Annotated in this window: 13 protein-coding genes; 8 read left to right on the top strand and 5 right to left on the bottom strand. The window is 60.2% G+C overall.

Going from position 1 to position 17,229, the window contains the following annotated elements; genetic code table 11:
* Positions 1-48: 48 nt before the first annotated feature.
* Together LUA85_RS18970 and LUA85_RS18965 are read left to right on the top strand one after the other, a co-directional pair.
* Positions 49-3,525, top strand: coding sequence for a DNA methyltransferase (locus LUA85_RS18970; protein ID WP_231472026.1), 3,477 nt, complete (start codon positions 49-51; stop codon positions 3,523-3,525).
* Positions 3,526-3,673: 148 nt separating this feature from the next.
* Positions 3,674-5,167, top strand: a complete 1,494-nt coding sequence (locus LUA85_RS18965) for a hypothetical protein (protein WP_231472025.1) — start codon at positions 3,674-3,676, stop codon at positions 5,165-5,167.
* 30 nt (positions 5,168-5,197) lie between these two features.
* Here the strand turns inward: LUA85_RS18965 and LUA85_RS18960 are convergent, their stop codons facing one another.
* Positions 5,198-6,028, bottom strand: coding sequence for a DUF3883 domain-containing protein (locus LUA85_RS18960; protein WP_231472024.1), 831 nt, complete (start codon positions 6,026-6,028; stop codon positions 5,198-5,200).
* 775 nt (positions 6,029-6,803) lie between these two features.
* Between LUA85_RS18960 and LUA85_RS18950 the strand changes: the two genes are divergently transcribed.
* Complete coding sequence (locus LUA85_RS18950) at positions 6,804-6,956, top strand: hypothetical protein (RefSeq protein ID WP_231472022.1); 153 nt, start codon at positions 6,804-6,806, stop codon at positions 6,954-6,956.
* 131 nt (positions 6,957-7,087) lie between these two features.
* Here the strand turns inward: LUA85_RS18950 and LUA85_RS18945 are convergent, their stop codons facing one another.
* The gene (locus tag LUA85_RS18945; RefSeq protein ID WP_231472021.1) at positions 7,088-9,712 is read right to left on the bottom strand and encodes an AAA family ATPase; all 2,625 of its coding nucleotides are present in this window, start codon (positions 9,710-9,712) and stop codon (positions 7,088-7,090) included.
* Complete coding sequence (locus LUA85_RS18940) at positions 9,709-10,818, bottom strand: DNA repair exonuclease (RefSeq protein WP_231472020.1); 1,110 nt, start codon at positions 10,816-10,818, stop codon at positions 9,709-9,711. The genes LUA85_RS18945 and LUA85_RS18940 overlap by 4 nt, the downstream gene beginning before the upstream one ends.
* Before the next feature lie 308 nt (positions 10,819-11,126).
* Between LUA85_RS18940 and LUA85_RS18935 the strand changes: the two genes are divergently transcribed.
* Both LUA85_RS18935 and LUA85_RS18930 read left to right on the top strand, forming a co-directional pair.
* Positions 11,127-12,377, top strand: coding sequence for a hypothetical protein (locus LUA85_RS18935; protein WP_231472019.1), 1,251 nt, complete (start codon positions 11,127-11,129; stop codon positions 12,375-12,377).
* Positions 12,378-12,389: 12 nt separating this feature from the next.
* Positions 12,390-14,117, top strand: coding sequence for an ATP-binding protein (locus tag LUA85_RS18930; protein ID WP_231472018.1), 1,728 nt, complete (start codon positions 12,390-12,392; stop codon positions 14,115-14,117).
* Positions 14,118-14,121: 4 nt separating this feature from the next.
* Here the strand turns inward: LUA85_RS18930 and LUA85_RS21645 are convergent, their stop codons facing one another.
* Entirely contained in the window at positions 14,122-14,256 is a 135-nt protein-coding gene (locus LUA85_RS21645) for a hypothetical protein (RefSeq protein ID WP_256448283.1), read from the bottom strand.
* Between the two features lie 94 nt (positions 14,257-14,350).
* Here LUA85_RS21645 and LUA85_RS18925 point away from each other — a divergent pair, with 94 nt between their 5' ends.
* The 3 genes from LUA85_RS18925 to LUA85_RS18915 all read left to right on the top strand — a co-directional run bounded on the left by LUA85_RS18925 (position 14,351) and on the right by LUA85_RS18915 (position 16,218).
* Positions 14,351-14,935: a hypothetical protein gene (locus LUA85_RS18925; protein ID WP_231472017.1), complete on the top strand. Its 585-nt coding sequence runs from the start codon at positions 14,351-14,353 to the stop codon at positions 14,933-14,935.
* A complete protein-coding gene (locus LUA85_RS18920) occupies positions 14,932-15,477 on the top strand; it encodes a hypothetical protein (RefSeq protein ID WP_231472016.1) in 546 nt (181 codons plus the stop codon). The genes LUA85_RS18925 and LUA85_RS18920 overlap by 4 nt, the downstream gene beginning before the upstream one ends.
* 228 nt (positions 15,478-15,705) lie before the next feature.
* Positions 15,706-16,218, top strand: a complete 513-nt coding sequence (locus LUA85_RS18915; RefSeq protein WP_231472015.1) for a hypothetical protein — start codon at positions 15,706-15,708, stop codon at positions 16,216-16,218.
* A gap of 45 nt (positions 16,219-16,263) precedes the next feature.
* On the opposite strand, the gene LUA85_RS18910 is transcribed toward LUA85_RS18915, so the two are convergent.
* Entirely contained in the window at positions 16,264-17,055 is a 792-nt protein-coding gene (locus LUA85_RS18910) for a hypothetical protein (RefSeq protein WP_231472014.1), read from the bottom strand.
* Positions 17,056-17,229 lie beyond the last annotated feature (174 nt).

Here is a 17,229-nt window from a genome sequence, read left to right as displayed (position 1 = left end):
GCCACACTCATTGCCCAAAGGGATAAGCTGTGCTCTACAACGTGCCATATGGCCGAACCTTCTGATATCGAGACCTTTATAGCCGAATGGCGCGGGACCGGCGGTAGCGAACTTGCAAATACCCAGTCCTTCATCAACGGCCTGGCCCGGCTGCTCGGCGTCGATCCCCCGCGCGGCGCGAAGGCTGACGACACCGCCAACGACTACGTCTTCGAGCGGCGCGTCTTTCAGGACAATGGCGACGGCACCTCCAGTTTCGGCCGGATCGACTGCTACAAGCGTGGCTGCTTCATCCTCGAGGCCAAGCAGGGCAGCGAGGCTGACCGGGCGGCGGCCGACAAGGGCGAGGACGATCTCGACATCTTCGGCCAGACCGCCAAAACCCGCGTCGCCCGTGGCACCGCCCGGCGCGGCACGCCGGGGTGGGCCAAGGCAATGGTTCAGGCCAAGGGTCAGGCCGAACGCTACGCCAAGGCGCTCCCCATCGATCATGGATGGCCGCCGTTCCTGCTCGTCGCCGACATCGGATATTGCATCGAAGTCTACGCCGACTTCACCGGTACCGGCAAAGCCTACGCCCAGTTCCCCGACCGCGCGCGCTACCGGATCATGCTGGAGGACCTGCGCGACGAGGATGTGCGCGACCGCCTGCGCGCCATCTGGACCGATCCCAAGAGCCTCGATCCCACCGCCCGCGCCGCCCGCGTTACCCGCGACATCGCCGATCTGCTCGCCACCGTCGCCCGCCGCCTCGAAAAGCGCGGCTATGATGCCGAGACTACCAGCGGCTTCCTCATGCGCGTGTTGTTCACGATGTTCGCCGAGGACAGCAAGCTGATCCCCGAGGGCAGCTTCACCCAGCTCCTCAAGAACCAGCGCGCCCATCCGGAGCATCTCGAACACCAGCTTTCCGCGCTTTGGGTGGCGATGGACAAGGGCGAGTTCTCGCCTGCGCTCGGCGTGCCGCTCAGGAAGTTCAACGGCTACCTCTTCAAGGAGCGCACCGCCCTGCCCCTAGATGCGGAGGAGCTTGAGGTGCTGATCCAGGCCGCCGAACATGTCTGGACCGAGGTTGAACCCGCGATCTTCGGTACCCTGCTCGAACGCGCGCTCAACCCCAAGGAGCGGGCCAAGCTCGGCGCCCATTACACGCCGCGCGCCTATGTCGAGCGGCTGATCGGCCCGACCATCATGGAACCGCTGCGCGCCGATTGGGACGGTGTGCGCGGCGCGGCTGCCACCCTGATCGAAGAGGGCAAGGCGGACGAGGCGAAGGCCTTCGTCGAGGCGTTCCATTCCCGGCTTGCCCAGACCAAGGTTCTCGATCCCGCCTGTGGCACCGGCAACTTCCTCTATGTCGCGATGGCGCGCATGAAGGAGCTGGAGGGCGAGGTGCTCGATCTGCTGGTCGAACTGGGCGACGACCAGTATGTCGCAGAGCTCACCGGCCACACCATTACGCCCGAGAACTTCCTCGGCATCGAGATCAACCCACGCGCGGCCGCAATTGCGCAGCTGGTGCTGTGGATCGGCTATCTGCAGTGGCACTTCCGCGTGAACGGCGCGGATCGCACCCCGCCCGAGCCGATCCTGCGCGACGTCAAGACCATCGAAAACCGCGACGCCCTGATCGAGTGGGACAAGAAGCTTGCGGAGCTGGACGAGAACGGGGACCCCGTCTCCCGCTGGGACGGCGAGACGATGAAAGTGCATCCCGTTACGGGCAAGAAGGTGCCTGACGAGACTGCGCGGGTCGAAGTCTTCCGCTACATAAAGCCACGCGCCGCGAAGTGGCCCAAGGCGGATTTCATCGTCGGTAATCCGCCGTTCATTGGCAATAAGCGGATGAGAAAGCGGCTTGGAGAAAACTACGCAAAGGCCTTGCGGGCCGCTTGGCCGAAGGTGCCGAAAAGTGTCGATCTGGTGATGTACTGGTGGGACCGCTGCGCAGAACTAACACAGTCGGGGCAATTGAGAGCATTTGGGCTGGTCTCGACCAATAGCATTAAGCAGGTCACCAATCGCGCCGTCATCGAGAAATGGCTGAAGACCCGGCCTGCTCTAAAGCTTAGTTTTGCCATTCCCGATCATCCGTGGATGGATGATGAAACGACCGCACAAGTACGAATTTCGATGACCGCAGCAGCGAAAACCGGGCGGATGGGCTTCCTTGAAACCATCCAATCGGAGCGAAAGGTCAAGGGTCAGCCGAACGTAGTGGAGCTGGTTTCACAGCTCGGTCAAATCCACAGCAACCTGACCATCGGGGCCAACATCACTGATTGTGGGCCGCTGAAGAGCAACGATACGGTCTCGTTTATGGGCGTGATCCCGTCGGGAACCGGGTTTCGGATTTCCGCTGAGGAGCTGAAGGAATGCGGTCACGATCTTTCCGATCTCCCGTCGGTCGTTCGTACATATCTCGTCGGCAATGAGCTGACCGACAACAAGGCTCCCGGTTTCATCGTTGACTACTTCGGCCTAAATGAAGCTCAGGCCCGCGAGGCCTCACCCCCACTCTTTCAGTTTGTGCTGAATCGCGTCAAAGATGGTCGAGATGCACGGTCAGGTGGCACTGCAGACTCCCAGCAATATGCAGCGGAATGGTGGCTCTTCGCTAAGCCGCGGCCGGGTATGCGTGCTGCGCTGAAAGGGCAATCACGCTACATTGCGACGACTGAAACCTCGAAACACCGGTGGTTCACATTTCTATCGCCGACCGTTCTGCCCGATCAGAAGATCCGTGGGGTCGCAATCGACGATGCCTTCTATCTCGGCGTGCTTTCAAGTCGCATACATGTCGTTTGGTCTGACGCCGCAGGTGGCCGACAAGGCGTAGGCAACGACCCGGTTTACAACAATACCACTTGCTTCGAACCTTTCCCATTTCCCGCAGATGTTTCCGATGTGGTGAAGGGCAAGATCCGAATCGAGGCCGAGGCGTTCGACGCGTTGCGCAAGCGGGTGCTCGAAAGCCATGAGGACCTGACCCTCACCAAGCTCTACAATGTACTCGAAGCCCTGCGGGAAGGCCGCGCGCTGACCGATGCCGAGCGCGATATGCATGATCGCGGGCTCGTCACCCTGATCCGCCAGCACCATGACGCCATCGATGCGCTGGTCGCAGAAGCCTATGGCTGGCCCGCTGACCTGCCCGACGAGGAAATTCTCACGCGCCTCGTCGCCCTCAACAAGGAGCGCGCCGCCGAGGAAGCCCGCGGCTTGATCCGCTGGCTGCGCCCCGAATATCAGGCACCCGACTACAAGGCCCCCGTCACCCAGACGCTCGACCTCGGCGAAACCGACGGCGCGCTGCCCGACAACGTCATCCCCTGGCCCGGCTCGCTCCCCGAACAGGTCAGCGCGGTCCAATCCATCCTCACCGCCGCCGCGACTCCGCTCGCCCCGCAAGACGTCGCCCGAGCGTTTAAGGGCAAACGCGCCGCCACCGTCCGCCCGGTGCTGGACGCGCTCGCCGGCATCGGGATGGCAAGGCGGCTCAACGACGGGCGATACGCGGCGTGAGCCATGGCGAATAGGATAGGGCCGCGGTACAGCAGTCGAACGCAGTTCTCTCTCAGGCGCTTGGGCGCGCAAGAGATTGCGGGGAACGGCGTTCCTATAGTTGGCGTCCGACCATTGATCTGGACGGCGATTCCGATCACGAAGAGGCATGCCCGAGATCACAGTTCACGTTCCTGATTTCGCCACGATGAATGACTACGAGGTGCGTGAGCACCCATTGGCCAGATTTCGCGATGGCCGCTGGAGCGCGTTATCAAGCTATTTGAAGCAGCGCTTTGAGACGGAGCTCATGCATTTGAATGAGGCATGGGCCATGACTTCCCTAGCATGGCGATGCCCGGCATGTGAGAGGCAGAAGATCGATATTGCGAGGAAGACCGACAGTGGGATTATACTCTGCCAGCTTGAGCGTCATCACGACCATCTAGGAGACTGGGCATCCAAGATCCTGCGGGAAACCGCGTTTCAGGGCATTCCGGACACCCTCTCTGCTCAGCGAAAGCGTGCCTGTGGTGCGGTCCTGCCCCTTGCCGAGCGCTTTGCTGAGACCTTAGTTTGCATGGATTGCAACGCGGCCGATGCAGCAATGAAGAAGGATCTTGGAGGCCGCGTCCATCGCGACTTCAGTTTCAGCCCAAGCGAAATTGGCGCCTTCATTGTTGCCCGGCCAAATGAACCGCATGAACGTAGTCTGGACAGGGGCATTAAAGTCTGGGCGAAGGCCGATGCAGACTTTCAGAACCGGCTTCAGTTTGTGGAAATGATCGGGTCGCGATTGCGACAAGGGTTGCATGATCGCGAGCAGCAAAGCGATCCATACAAAATCGCTGGTGATCAAGACGCACGAATGTTTCTAAGTCTCGCGAAACAACAGGCTGGAGCGAGAGGTCAACTGCCGCCTTTATGGGAAGCGTTTCGGGCAAGATCCTGTGCGGGTGATGGCCACAAGTCTAAAAAGAAAAACGGTGCGGCAGCACACATTCGAGTTCCAACCAATCAAGAGTTCCAAGACCATAATCGTGCGATGCAAAAGCCGGGTCCTTGGAGCAAAGCCTCTTTCGATTGGCGCTGCGCTTGTTGTGCGCGCTCGAAACGTGAGATCATGCGTTTATCAGGCAAAGGAAAATGGACGGGGCAGATTCACGAGATATTCGACTTCCAAGAAGAGACAGATGAACGCTCCTTGGCATTTCGTTCGGTCCATAGGACCGAAATTCCGATCTTCCGGTCGTGCTCCAAGGCTACCGTTTGCCAGGATTGCCGACTTTTGCTCACCGACGCCGCCAAGCTCCGAGCGGACGGACGAAGCGGCGAGCACTGCCTATCGCCCGAGATTTTGCGGTCCTTGGTTGGAGAAGCAAAGCCGCATATGCGACACAACGTGAGCGACGAGCATTTACGGGATGCAATCGATTTGAGCCGCGCATGGTCAAGCGGCGCTGAAGATTTCTGGGCGCACCGGAGCCACGCTGTTGAAGCATCACTCCAATTAGCGCACTTCACTGACGGTCGAAACATGCCCGTAGCCCAAGCCAGACAGCATGCGATCAGAGCTTTGACACAATCTGGGAGTCTTCCCAGTTGGAATGCCGAAGAGACCTTCGATTGGTTGATTCAGGAGCGAGGACGCCTCGGGGCATAACCGTAGATGGGGTCATCGCCGAGCCTTGCACTATCTTAGCGCCGCGAGAAAGCTCGTCGGTGTCAGTTCGACGTGCGCCGAAAGCGGGGGCCGAAGGGTAAATGCTCTTGGTTGGCGCGCGAAGTTCCAGACCCTGACGAGGTGCCAATCATCATCCCGGGTTTCAGCAACCGTAACTTCATTCTTGCTGATGTGAAAAGGTGTGCGTTCCCAGCCATTGGTCGTCTTCACCTCAATGAGCCGTTCGCGGCCATCGGGCTCGAAACTGGCAATGTCGAAGCCATAGCCATCGCCGTCCTGTACGGATGTCCAACGCACCTTATGGGCAAGCTCCTCTCGGCCGGCTCGCAAAAGCGATTGGCGCTCGTGATGCAGGACCAACTCTTCACCAGCCTTGCCCAGTCGGCGGTTTCTCGCATCGCGTTCAGCCACATCATATTTCTTGCCGATGGCGGCCATCAAAGCCGGATCTATCAAGGGCGGTTCATTCTGATGCGTGGGTGGAGGTCCAATCAGTAGCGACGACACTTTACGAACCGGATTGCCTTCATCCGCCTGAATTCTCGGCTCAAGCCAATCCGGTCGTTGGTCCAGCCACCGCAAGACTCCGTCTGCCAACGCATTCTGATAATGCTTAGCCGGCTTGAGGCCTGTGACCCATGGTTGACCAAAACCAATCATGATCGCGCTGATGTTCTGGTGCTTGCGCTCGATAGATTTGATGTTTCTCGGGATTTTTTCAGCAAGGCTGCGATAGAGCGCAAGCTTAATGAACGAACGGCCTGCGAGTTCGTCGGCAAGCATTCCGAAATAGTCGGCGACAACCGCGTCAATTTCGAATTCGGTCCAACCTTCCGCCATAGGTGAGAGCTAACCGATCTGGCGGAGCCTGACCAGGACGTGCAAAATTAGATCCTATTGACCATCGGCCGCGACGCCCGAGGAAAGGGCCCCATCTTTACCTCTGATGACCTCGGGCCCGTCTCCGGGTGTCATCTCACGCCATCCCGAAACTGCCCCTCGCAGGGGCCTTTCTTTCTCTGTTGGCGTCCTGTCGGTGGAATATCAGTCGGTGCGGTTTGGCATTGAGGTTTGTTGATCCGACGGGCAATGATCGTAGACTGCTGTTTGGGTGACTAAGCCATGGTTACAAAACAGCTTTCAGCCCATTGCGCTCAGCGAGGTAGGACCCGCCAATAATGTTGAGCTCTTTTCTCCTCGCCCTACAGGTGGCAGCTGTCCCGGCAGAGCAAACCTTCACCTGCACGCCCACCCACGTCTGGGATGGTGATGGCCCGGTTTGGTGTGCGGAGGGCCCGAGGCTGCGGCTGTCTGGGATCGCCGCCCGGGAGCTCGACGGATCCTGCTCGCCCGGCCACCCATGCCCTGACAGCAACCCCATCGTTTCACGCGATGCGTTGGTGAATTTGCTGGGCACCAGAACAGGCGTTGGCCCTCATGGACATATTCTGGTTTCTGGGCCTAGCATGCGCTGCACTTCTACCGGCGGCGCTGGCGGGGATCGTACTGGCGCTTGGTGCGTCTCGCCACGGTCCGGCGATATCAGCTGCGCTATGGTGCGAGGCGGTTGGGCAGCGCGCTGGGACCGCTTCTGGCAAGACCATCGGTGCCCGTGATGGAACACAAGATGGGGCCAAAGGAGAAGCAAGATAGGTGGCTTTTGGCCGAGGGGTTCATGCTCGGCGCTATGCTACTCGGCACGCTGGCTTTGGCATTAACTGATGCGCTCTCTGGACTTTATCGTTGGGTGTTGCATTTGTTCCGCTAGCCTAACGCGGTGGATAAGGCGGACGTGCTGGATTGAAACGACGGCCCTATGGGAGGCTGTCCGTCAGAAAAGTTTGTCTGGTGATCGGCGTGCGCCGACCTCGACCATTGGCGAACGCTTCGCAGCTCAAATCACCCAAGCCGCACACGATTGCCGTCCACGTGTCGGAATGCCCGGTCACGGCAGGTGAGGAGAATAACCTGCATCTGCGAGGCTGCTTCGGTCAGGATGTCGATCATTGTGTCGAGCCTGGCGTCATCGGAATAGACGAGCGGATCGTCGAGGATCAGAGAAATCGGCTTGCCCTGGTCGCGGAGCATGTCGGCAAACGCAATCGGGGTCAGGATCGCAAGCTGTTCCTGCGTACCGCGGGAAAGGCTGTCCGACTGCTCCTCCTTTCCGGCGCGTATAACGCTCTCGAGCGCCATGCTGTCAGAGAAGGCGAGCTCGCAGCCTGGTAGAAGACGCTCAATATAGCCCTTGGCGCGGCGGGCGACAGGTCCAACAAATCGCGCTGAGGTCTCGTTGCGGGCAGCCTCTAGCGTGTTGCGCAGAAGCATGACGGTGTTGGCATCATCGGTCACCCGCTGAAGCGCTGCCCGGGAGGCATCAAGTTCGTCACGAGCTGCGGCAGCCTGCTCAGCAAGCCCGCGCCCTCCTTCACTCTCGATTGTAGCTTCGAGCCGGGCAATGTCCTTCTCAAGGTCTGTCTTCTGACCCGCAGCGGCGCTCGCGCGCGCATCAATCGTCGCAATCTTGCGGTTGATGTCCGCCACATCGTGCGCGGTTGCGTTGCGTGACGCGGCATCAAGCTGGATTGCAGCTTCGGCGGCGCGCTGGCGCGCACTGGATATCGCTTCGGCAAGCCCCTCCCAATCGGGATGGGCCTCAATGCTGGCAATGACGCTCTGCGCGGTAGTCAGATCATTCTGGGCCAGCGCCTCGGCAGTCGCGTGAGGCGCTTCCTCCGCCTCGCATTTGCGCAAATCTTCGATTGCGCTCTGAACCACGCCTTCAGCCCGCGCCAGCGCCGTGGCATCGATCTCAAGCTGCTGCTTAAGCACGTTGAGGTCTACGGCGACATGATGAACCCCGGCTGCGGGCTCCGGCAGCGAGGAGACAAAGAGCTTCAGCGCGTCTGCCCCGGCGGCAAGGCCAATGCGGTCGTCTGCAGGCGAAGCTGCCGCAATTTGGGCCGTGAGCGTCCGTATCTCAGCTGATGCCTCGCGCGCGGCAATTGTTCGTTCGCGCGCAGCCGCGAGATCGGCAACGCCGAGAGCGAAGAGCGCACCCTCCTGTTTGCTGACTGCCTCGGCCAGCAGCTCTTCGGCGCTGGCGGCTGACGCTGGCGGTGTGATAGCAAGCTCGGCGCTGCCAAGCTGAATACGCGTCATTTGTGTCAGCGCTCGGGTGCCAAGTGCCATGGGCTCGCCATCGATCATGACGCCTTCGGCATCTCCGCTCAGCGTGACATGCGCGGCGCCGGCATCGACCCGGGCGCGCGCTTCGACGACAGCACGCTCATTGCCCTCGAGTGCGGCCAGCTTGTCGTTGGGGATCGCACCGAGCTCGACGCGCTTCATCGCCTCGAGTTCTGCTTCGAGGCCGATCAGCTCGCGATATCGCTGACGCGCTTCTGCCGTTGCATCCTGCAGCTGCTGTTCTTTGTGGGCCTCCAACCCCTCTTCATACGCATCAGCCGCCCGCTGATGTGCCGCTTGCACCTCAAGCAACGCCAAACGCGCATCGCCAACCTTGCTCTGAGAGGCTTTAACGCGCTCGCTAGACGTTGCTCGGAGGTCACGCGCATCCTGAAGAGCCCTCGCCGCCTTGTCGCGCGCCAGCACTGCGGCTTCATGCCGCCCCTGAATATCTTCGAGTTTGGCGAGCCGCCCGGCTGCCACCTCGTTTTCTGCCTGCCGGGTTGCCAGAAGCTGCGCAGCCATCCGCGCCACCTCAAGCGATGAGACAAGTTCAGCGCGTGTCTGGCTATCGGTCTGATCAGCCATTTCGCGCTGCAAAACAGACAAGCGCTGGCGGCAAACATCAAGTTCGCCGAAGCTCTTCTCAAGCTGCGCGACTTTGTCATCAGCCTCGGCAGAGGCCGCCACAGCGACCTCCAAGCGACGGAGCGCCTCGACCTGACGACCCTTCTTCACACCCGTTGGGGTCCAGTAGAGCTCGTATTGCGCATCGACGCGCTCTCGCACCTTGCGGTAGGCCTCGCCGCCCATGATCGATCCGACTTCCGCTTCAAGCGAAGCGGTAATCGTGTCGCGCACGATGGCACCCGGCGCACGGATCTCGAGCGCGTCCATTTGCGCCACCCACAAAAGGCCGAGCGCTCCATAGGTGGAAACATCCCCTGCCCTGCTGGTATCGCGCACTGAGCCAAGCAGCGTGTTGAGCAGGGCTTCAGCTTCATCGCCCTGCGCCCTGCCCTGCGGCCCCTCAACGTCAATTGATGCTGATTTGAGAAACCTCTTTCGGAGCGACCACTCTGCGCCGTCGATGAGGAAATCGATCTCGACCCGTGGCGCAACCGAATCTCCGCGCGGTGCGTAGGACTTGGCGAGCTGGTTCTGCGTGTTGTGGCGCACGAAAAACGCCGCGCGCAGCGCCTCCATCAGGGTCGACTTGCCCGTCTCGTTCGGCTCGATGATGATGTTGAGGCCATCGGTCAGATTGTCGATCGTGAACGGATCACGGAACTTCCTGAAGTTCTCGATGGCGATGCGACGGATCACAAGGCTCATGGCTGCCCTCCCCGGCTGTATTCGACAAAGAGGCGTTCGAGCGCGCGCTTGGCGAGAACCGATTCGGTTCCTCCAATCGCGGCCTGCTCATTGAGCCGGGCCGCCGCAACACCAAGAATGCCCTCGACCGCCAGTCCGGCGAGATCCTCCTCACTGGGCCGGCCCACAAGGTCATCGCTCCGGACATCGAGGAAGCGCAGGCGGTGAATGATGTCGGTCTCCAACGACTGAAGCATCGCGACCCGATCACCCAGACTCGTAATCCCCGCAAGCGAGAGCTGTAGCAACGTCGATGGCGCATCGATGGTTTCAAGCAATTGGCTGCATTCCGCCTCAAATGAAGCATGATCGTTTACGGTCCAGGACCGCATGAGCCACTGAAACCGGCCGGTACGAATAGGCTTGACGACGGGTGTGCTGCCTTGGTCAAGCTCGACAAGAAGCGCTTGGCCGGGCTCGTCGCGCTGGAAGCTGTCTGTTTCGGGAGTGCCGGAGTACCAGGTGTGGGCATCGACCTGCAACGCGCCATGCCAGTCCCCAAGGGCGAGGTAATCGAGCCGCGAGCGTGTCGCACGGTCGGGAGCAATCTGGTTCTTGGATTCCCCGCGCGATCCGAAATCCCGGATGGAGCCATGAGCAAGACCAATCCGAAGCCGTGCGCAGGGGGTCTCCATAGCGCCAAAGGCTTCTGTCGGGTCCTCGAGATTGTGCCGATATGTCAAAGGCGCGGGCAGGAGCCAAATATCATCCTCCATCTCGACGGGCTCTGCTTCCGTTAGGACATTGATGGTGGGACCGACACTGCTCCGGACACGGTCCCACAGCCCTCCACTTCGCGCATAGTCGTGGTTCCCCGGCAGCAACCACCAACGGCAGGAATGGCGGCTCATTCGAGAAACCGCCTGAACCATTGTGCGATCGTCGGGCCCGTCGGTATCGAAGACGTCACCCGCTACCAGCACATGTCTGGCGCCATGCTCACTGGCGAGCCGGCCGAGCGTGTCGATGGCGTCGAAGCGAGCTTCGTAAAGTGCCGCGCGAACATCGGGTTCGAACCGCCCGAAGGGCTTGCCCAATTGCCAATCCGCCGAATGAATAAGCCTCATGTTAATTCTCGCCCCCTTCCATATCCCTGCGCGATCAGCCAGATTTGTGTTGGCTATGGTCACCGCCTTGCATCATCATCCAGTTGGGCGCCGCCTTGCAACTAACTTTAGAAAACTATTGATTTTTCTAGAGTCATGATTGATCGTCCTTGGCTAACAAGCGAGAGGGTCGGATGAAAAAATGTGGGTAGTGTTGGTCGCTTCGTCAGTTGTTGCAGGCCTGTCTATGCAGGCTCAGCAGGGACCCGTGGTTAAGGCGCAGTCCGCCATGGTCCGACCAAACGGCTCTCACTAACCGAGACTGCGGTATGGACCAGGCGGAAGTTCAGGAAGCGCAGCGCGAAGCGACGGCAACGATCCGCGGCTACATGTATCAGTTCGACGCGAGCATTCTCGCCGTGCTTGGCGCGACGGAGTCCGAGTCGATCACCGTGGAGGGGGTCGAAGACTTCGACGTTCTTGCGGACGAGGCCCAGACGCATGGACAGGTCAAGTACTACGAAGCGCAAAAGCTCACGGATTCGACTTTGCGCGACGCGATTTTGCCGATGATTACGGGTTTCCTCCGCTATCCCGCGGACGTTCGCCTCCGGAAAAAATATGTCCTCTACGGCTACTTCAAAGACTCGGCTGGCGTAGCGACATCCTATGAACTTGCCGATTTGCAGCGCGTGCTCGTCCGCGCCCAGTATACCGTCGATCCCACGACTAGGAATCGCGTCAAAACTACGATCAATCTACAAACCAGTCTGGGAGCGTCGGACGAGGATCTGACCGTGTTTTGCGACCGGTTTACGGTCGTTCTTAGCGAACCGTTCGACCTGCACCGAGGACGTGTCATCGAAGCGCTGCGCGCCGCGCTCGACGTGGCTGAGGACGAAGCCAAATTATACAGTTATCCGTCGGCGTTCTCAGCAATGGCTTCGCTCTCGAGCGCTTCGTCGAAAGCCGCGCGGACTACGACGCGCAAGGATTTCCTCCAGCAGATCCAGCCCAATGTCGCAGTTTATTCGGCCTGGGCGCTCCGAAGGGAAAGCGAAGCGGCCTACTGCAAGTTGATCCGCGAAGCACATTTTGCCCGTCTTAACGTCGAGAATCATGACCGCTTCTTCATCATCGACCTGCCCGACACCGAAACCTTGGATATGCTGGTCACCCTAGTGCGCCACATCATCGACGGATGGAGCAGTCACAGCTCGAAGTCCAAACCGGCGAAAGAACGCTACGCGCCTTTCTTCTTTTTTCCCGGTATCGACCCCGCAGATCTCGTTGAGCTAAAGAGCCAGCTGATCGGCGAAAGTTACCGGATCACAGACGGCTATGCCTTTTTTGGGGCGCCATTCACTACACAGCAGCTTCTGCTCGCTCAGACGGCGCTTGAGCCAATCGCGGCCCGCATCGTCGGTGACAGCGCCCAGTTAGCCGCCGCGCTCGATGCATCAGTGCGCCGCAAACTCGTTGTCCAGCTTCATGCCGGCAAACCGCAGGCGATCGATGCGAAGTTTCGGCAGATTTCTGTGCCCGTGCGCAGTGCTGCGATGGCCATGAAAATCGTATAGGGAGCGCTTGGGATGGAAGAGACCGAGATCAATGCCGAGGTTGTCTCGGTTTTTCCGAACAAGGTGCGTATTGCCGTCAATAACCTCATGTCCTTCGAGATCGCCGGGCAGTCGCTGCGCGTCGGATCATTTCTAAAGATTTCCGACAACGATAATGTATCGCTGATCTGCATCATCGAAAGCTTTTCAATCGAGATGCGGGCGAAGGGCGATGACCACGAGCGCGTCTACATGATCGATGCTTATCCACTTGGAACGCTCAAGGGAAACATCTTCCGGCGCGGCGGCGACGAACTTGCAATTCCGCCCAAGCGGGTCGTACCTGCGACTCGCGAAGAAATTGCTGCGATCTACGCCAATGCTTTCGAGGAACAGCAACGGTGCTGTTTCTCCTCGCTCACACGGCAACGGGATGTGAAGGTTCCCGTCCACGGCGACCGTTTCTTCAATAAGCACATCGCCGTAGTGGGCGCGACAGGGTCGGGAAAGTCGTCCAGCGTGTCCAGAATTCTGCAGGAGGCAACGGCCGCGAAGTCGCACGGATACGCCGGGCTCAACAATTCGCACATCGTCATTTTCGACATCCACGGAGAATATGCATCCGCCTTTCCCGCGGCCAAGCTACTATCCGCCGACGACATCGTGCTCCCGTATTGGCTGCTTAACGACGGCGAGATGGGCGACATGTTCCTCGAGTCGGGCGACAGCAACAATTACAATCAGGAAGCGTTGCTCAGGACGATCATCACCCATTGCAAGGAGATGGCCAATCCGGGGGTCGCCAAAGTCAATTTCGATAGTCCCCTGAAGTACGACATTGCCCAACTACAAACTTGTTTCGCCAATCTCTCGCGGGAGACCAAGGATGCAAACGATCCGCTCACGATCAAGACCAAGGACGGGAATTCGGTAACCTATGCCGACGATCGCGAGCGTTTGACCGCCTATTGTACTCAACCGGTGGACTTCGCTTTCAAAGCCACAGGCAAGATTAACAACGGTCCCTATGCCGATGGCACGATCGACAAGTTCGTCCGGCGGATATCAGCGAAGATTAACAATTCGCGGCTCAATTTCATGTTCGGTCCAAAGGCTGCGGACGCGACGCTCGAAGACGTCATCCGTCAGATAACCGGCTATGAAAAGACCACAAACTCCAACGTCACCATCCTTGATTTGAGCGGCATACCGTTTGAGGTCCTCAGCATAACAGTATCGCTGGTGACGCGGCTCCTATTCGATTTTTCGTACCACGCGCGGCGCCAGACCGGCCAATGCGAGACGCCGTTCCTGCTCGTCTACGAGGAGGCCCACAAATATGCGCCGCGCAGCGATCTCGCGCGTTTTAAAGCTTCGCTGAACTCGATCGAGCGAATTGCCAAGGAGGGGCGAAAATACGGGGTCAGCCTCATGATCTCAAGCCAACGCCCATCGGAGATCTCGGAGACGATCTTTTCACAGTGCAGCAATTTCCTTGCGATGCGCCTGACGAACCCGGAAGACCAAGCCTATGTGAGGCGCTTGTTGCCCGACACGCTCGGCAATTTGACCGCAGGGTTGCCCGCACTCGAGCAGGGCGAGGCGCTACTCATCGGCGATGCGGTTGCAATGCCGTGCGTCGTATACATCACCGAATGCTCGCCAAAGCCGTCGTCGAACGACATTCGATACTACGAGATCTGGAAAAGCCCTTGGCATGCGGCGGGCGTCTCCGACGATTTTGGCCATTGGCTGAAGTAAATTTTCACTTGGCATTGGCTATCGGCGCTCTCCCGCGATTGACGGTGAGACCAGTGGTGGCAAGCGCCACGTTCACACCAGCAGCACCTTGCTCCGGTCCCGCGCCGGGCGAGCCATGCGATGGCACCGACAATATCATCGAGCCGCTCAAGCAGGCGACCAGTTTCGGCCGAGATTGCGCTCCAGAGGGAGCTTCGTCGTACGGCTAGCAAGTGGAAGTGAAGGAATAAGAGATGCTCAACTTCAGCAACTTCCACCGCCTCGATCCGGCAATACGCGATGTGGCAATTGAACTGCTCGCCAACGCGCAAAGGCAGCCCCCTTCCTTCATGGCATTTATGTACCGGTGGATGGCCTTCAACGGCTGGATGTCTGCGGTGACCCTGAAAGGCACCGACCGGGAGATGATCGATGCGTTCGTGGCTGCGCCGCGGCTGATCGACGCTTTCGATCAGCTCATGGCCGGCGATCCCGATTTCGGGCAGATGGTCACCGAGTTCACCGCCCTGTGGCCTGTGCTCAACGTGCGCAGCGTACGGGCGAAGCTCGGCTATGACGCGTTTCGCCAGCACGACCGCGCGGCGCTGCTGGCGCTCTGCGCTGCGGAGAATGTCAAGCAACAGCCCGCCGGCTGGGTCGCCGGCAGCCATCCAAACTGGGAGCAGCTGCTGCGGACCATTTACGAGGTTCGATGCAATCTCTTCCACGGCGAGAAGTCGCCCCAGAGCTTCCGTGACCGTGATCTAGTGTTCGCCTCGGATCGTATCCTTGCGCGCTTCATCGCGGCAACGGGGTGCTTCGACTGGTACGATCTTTGAGCAAGCTCGCACTCTGGGCAGCCGACAAGACGGTGGCGCTGACCGGTCAGCGCCGCCATCTCCACAAGAGCGCAATGGTGGCCCCGGCCTTCACCGCGCCGGTGCTGGTACCGCAGATCCGATTCGGACCAACCGCCCTGGCCGCAGCGACCGCGCGCACCGCGACTCTTCGCAACGCGCCACCGGCCTTGCTCGCGCACATGAAGGACAGCGCGCTGAGCGAGGCGCAGGTTCTGCTTGCCGACGGCCCCGGTTTCGAACTGTCGGACCTGATTTCCTGCTTGGCCGATAACGAACGCACCCATTTCGCCTCGCGGGTGGGCGCAGGCATCATCGATCTCTATATGAACGCGCTCGGCTATGGCTGGCGCGACAATGCAGCCTGTCTTTCGTCATCGCTTGAGCCACATGCCGATTTCCTCTATTATGGTGGCACCGCGCTCGGTCACGGTGTCGTGCTGGCCGAGGCGCGCGGTTCGTTCGCCGCGAATGCCAGCGACGCCAAGATGGCGTCGGAGGCGCAGCGCAAATATCTGCGTTAGGTCCGCCCCTATATCGGCGCGGCCTCACCTCACGGCCAAGTCATCCACGGCTACTCGATCGCGTTCGGCGCGCGTCCTGGGATGCCCGGTGCCTTCCTGCGGCTGTCGCAAACGCTGCGATCCAAACCCAAGTCAGGAAAGATCGCCGCGCCGATGACGGCGTCAGGAGCGTCGAACCCCGTGCCAGCGGCGATGGCACTGGCGACGCACCGCTAGAACTTCATCCTCATGGATGCGCTGCCGGTCGCCGGCTGGATCGACTGGCTCAATGGGGACCGCGATTTCCCGGAAGACGCCGAGCCGGTGACCTTCCTCACGTTCGATTATGCGGGCCGGTCGTTCCTTGCCTCGACCGACGCGCTGGCGCCGTATCGATCCCCCTATCTGTCGTTCGACGATCTCCATGACCATCCGTTCTGGCGTCACCGCTTGGAGCGGCGCTGGGCGAGCGGCCTGCCGCCGCTCTATATGTTTGTCATCGAGGAGAAAGCCGGCACCGCGTTTCTCGACGCATTGACCGGCATGATTCGCTTCGGTCCGCGGAAACGACCGGAAATCCTGGAACTGCCGGTGAACGATCTTGCGGGCTTTGCCGCTGGCGGCGCGGAACCAGTCGGCCGACGCACGCGCGAGGACTACGACTATGCGCTGTTCCGCGACGGTCTCGCCCTGCTGGCCTGGTCACCGCCGCAGAAGCTGACGGGTATTCGAACCTGGCACCCGAAAAAAGGCTTGATGTGAGGACGGCGCGTGTCCGCGAAGCCGTGCGGGCGTAGCCCTAGCCTTTCAGCGCGTGAAGTTGACCAGCAGGGGTTCGTCGACAAGCGAGAGCAGCTCTTCCCCGGCCAGCTCGGCGAGTGCCCGGGCTTCGGCGGTGACATGGGAAAGTGGCACGCCAGCATCGTCGACCGCGAAACCCTTCTGAACGGCCATCATCACGCGGTCGCAGGGAACATGCACGTCGCCGATCGCGTGCAGTCCGAGCAGGGCAAGAAGCTGGTCCGGGCCCCGCGCGCGGAGGAAGTGCTTGCGGCACAGGCTGACCGGATCGCGCGAGCTGCCGCCGTGCAGGTCCTTCATGATGTCGCCCGCGAAGTCGGCCCGGTCCTTTGCGGGCTGGCCGAACGCCTTGTAGGCACGGCGCGAGGCCTTCTCCTTGACGAGGTGATCGGCCAGCGCCTGGATCACGTAATAGTCGGTGTAGAGATAGCTGACGTTTCCCTCGTCATCGGTGTCGTCGATCTCGATGAGCACGAAGCCGCCGCCGACGCCGCAATCACCAGGCGCGAGGCCGAGCTTGTCGCCATAGACTTCCTCAAGGCGCATGAACCGCTTGGTGCTGGCCCAGGATGCGGTCTTCGCCGTCTTCAGCACCGTCTTGAGCTGGACCCGCCGCTGGGTGTCGCCATCGTCCAGCATCACATCATAGGAATCTCGATCCACCTCGCGCTCGAACAGGGTGAGCGCATAGCCGCGGCGCGCGGCGGCTAGCTTGAGGTCGAAATACAGCTTGTGGAAGAAGATGCGCTCGCGCGTCACGCTGTTCGAGGGTGTGCGACAAAATTCGGCGATAGTCATTGCCATTGTGGGTCCAGTTCAGGCCGGCGTAGGTCTGTAGCGGCCAAAGCTTGCGGCGATCAGCAATCGCACTGCAGGTCATCGACCTGCCTGCCATCGGCTTTCGATACGCTGGTGTATACGATTATCGAAGGGCTTTCGGCTCTATGAGCCCTCCTTCCGAACTCAGTTTGG

Source organism: Novosphingobium sp. CECT 9465, assembly GCF_920987055.1.
GTDB lineage: Bacteria > Pseudomonadota > Alphaproteobacteria > Sphingomonadales > Sphingomonadaceae > Novosphingobium.
The sequence above is the reverse complement of the archived record's forward strand: the minus strand, read 5'-3'. Positions and strand labels throughout refer to the sequence as shown.

What these genes read in the sequence shown, in the direction of transcription:
- LUA85_RS18970 (WP_231472026.1), top strand. Translation starts at nt 49, where the DNA reads ATGGCCGAACCTTCTGATATCGAGACCTTTATAGCCGAATGGCGCGGG.
- LUA85_RS18965 (WP_231472025.1), top strand. Translation starts at nt 3,674, where the DNA reads ATGCCCGAGATCACAGTTCACGTTCCTGATTTCGCCACGATGAATGAC.
- LUA85_RS18960 (WP_231472024.1), bottom strand. Translation starts at nt 6,028, where the DNA reads ATGGCGGAAGGTTGGACCGAATTCGAAATTGACGCGGTTGTCGCCGAC.
- LUA85_RS18950 (WP_231472022.1), top strand. Translation starts at nt 6,804, where the DNA reads ATGGAACACAAGATGGGGCCAAAGGAGAAGCAAGATAGGTGGCTTTTG.
- LUA85_RS18945 (WP_231472021.1), bottom strand. Translation starts at nt 9,712, where the DNA reads ATGAGCCTTGTGATCCGTCGCATCGCCATCGAGAACTTCAGGAAGTTC.
- LUA85_RS18940 (WP_231472020.1), bottom strand. Translation starts at nt 10,818, where the DNA reads ATGAGGCTTATTCATTCGGCGGATTGGCAATTGGGCAAGCCCTTCGGG.
- LUA85_RS18935 (WP_231472019.1), top strand. Translation starts at nt 11,127, where the DNA reads ATGGACCAGGCGGAAGTTCAGGAAGCGCAGCGCGAAGCGACGGCAACG.
- LUA85_RS18930 (WP_231472018.1), top strand. Translation starts at nt 12,390, where the DNA reads ATGGAAGAGACCGAGATCAATGCCGAGGTTGTCTCGGTTTTTCCGAAC.
- LUA85_RS21645 (WP_256448283.1), bottom strand. Translation starts at nt 14,256, where the DNA reads ATGATATTGTCGGTGCCATCGCATGGCTCGCCCGGCGCGGGACCGGAG.
- LUA85_RS18925 (WP_231472017.1), top strand. Translation starts at nt 14,351, where the DNA reads ATGCTCAACTTCAGCAACTTCCACCGCCTCGATCCGGCAATACGCGAT.
- LUA85_RS18915 (WP_231472015.1), top strand. Translation starts at nt 15,706, where the DNA reads ATGGATGCGCTGCCGGTCGCCGGCTGGATCGACTGGCTCAATGGGGAC.
- LUA85_RS18910 (WP_231472014.1), bottom strand. Translation starts at nt 17,055, where the DNA reads ATGACTATCGCCGAATTTTGTCGCACACCCTCGAACAGCGTGACGCGC.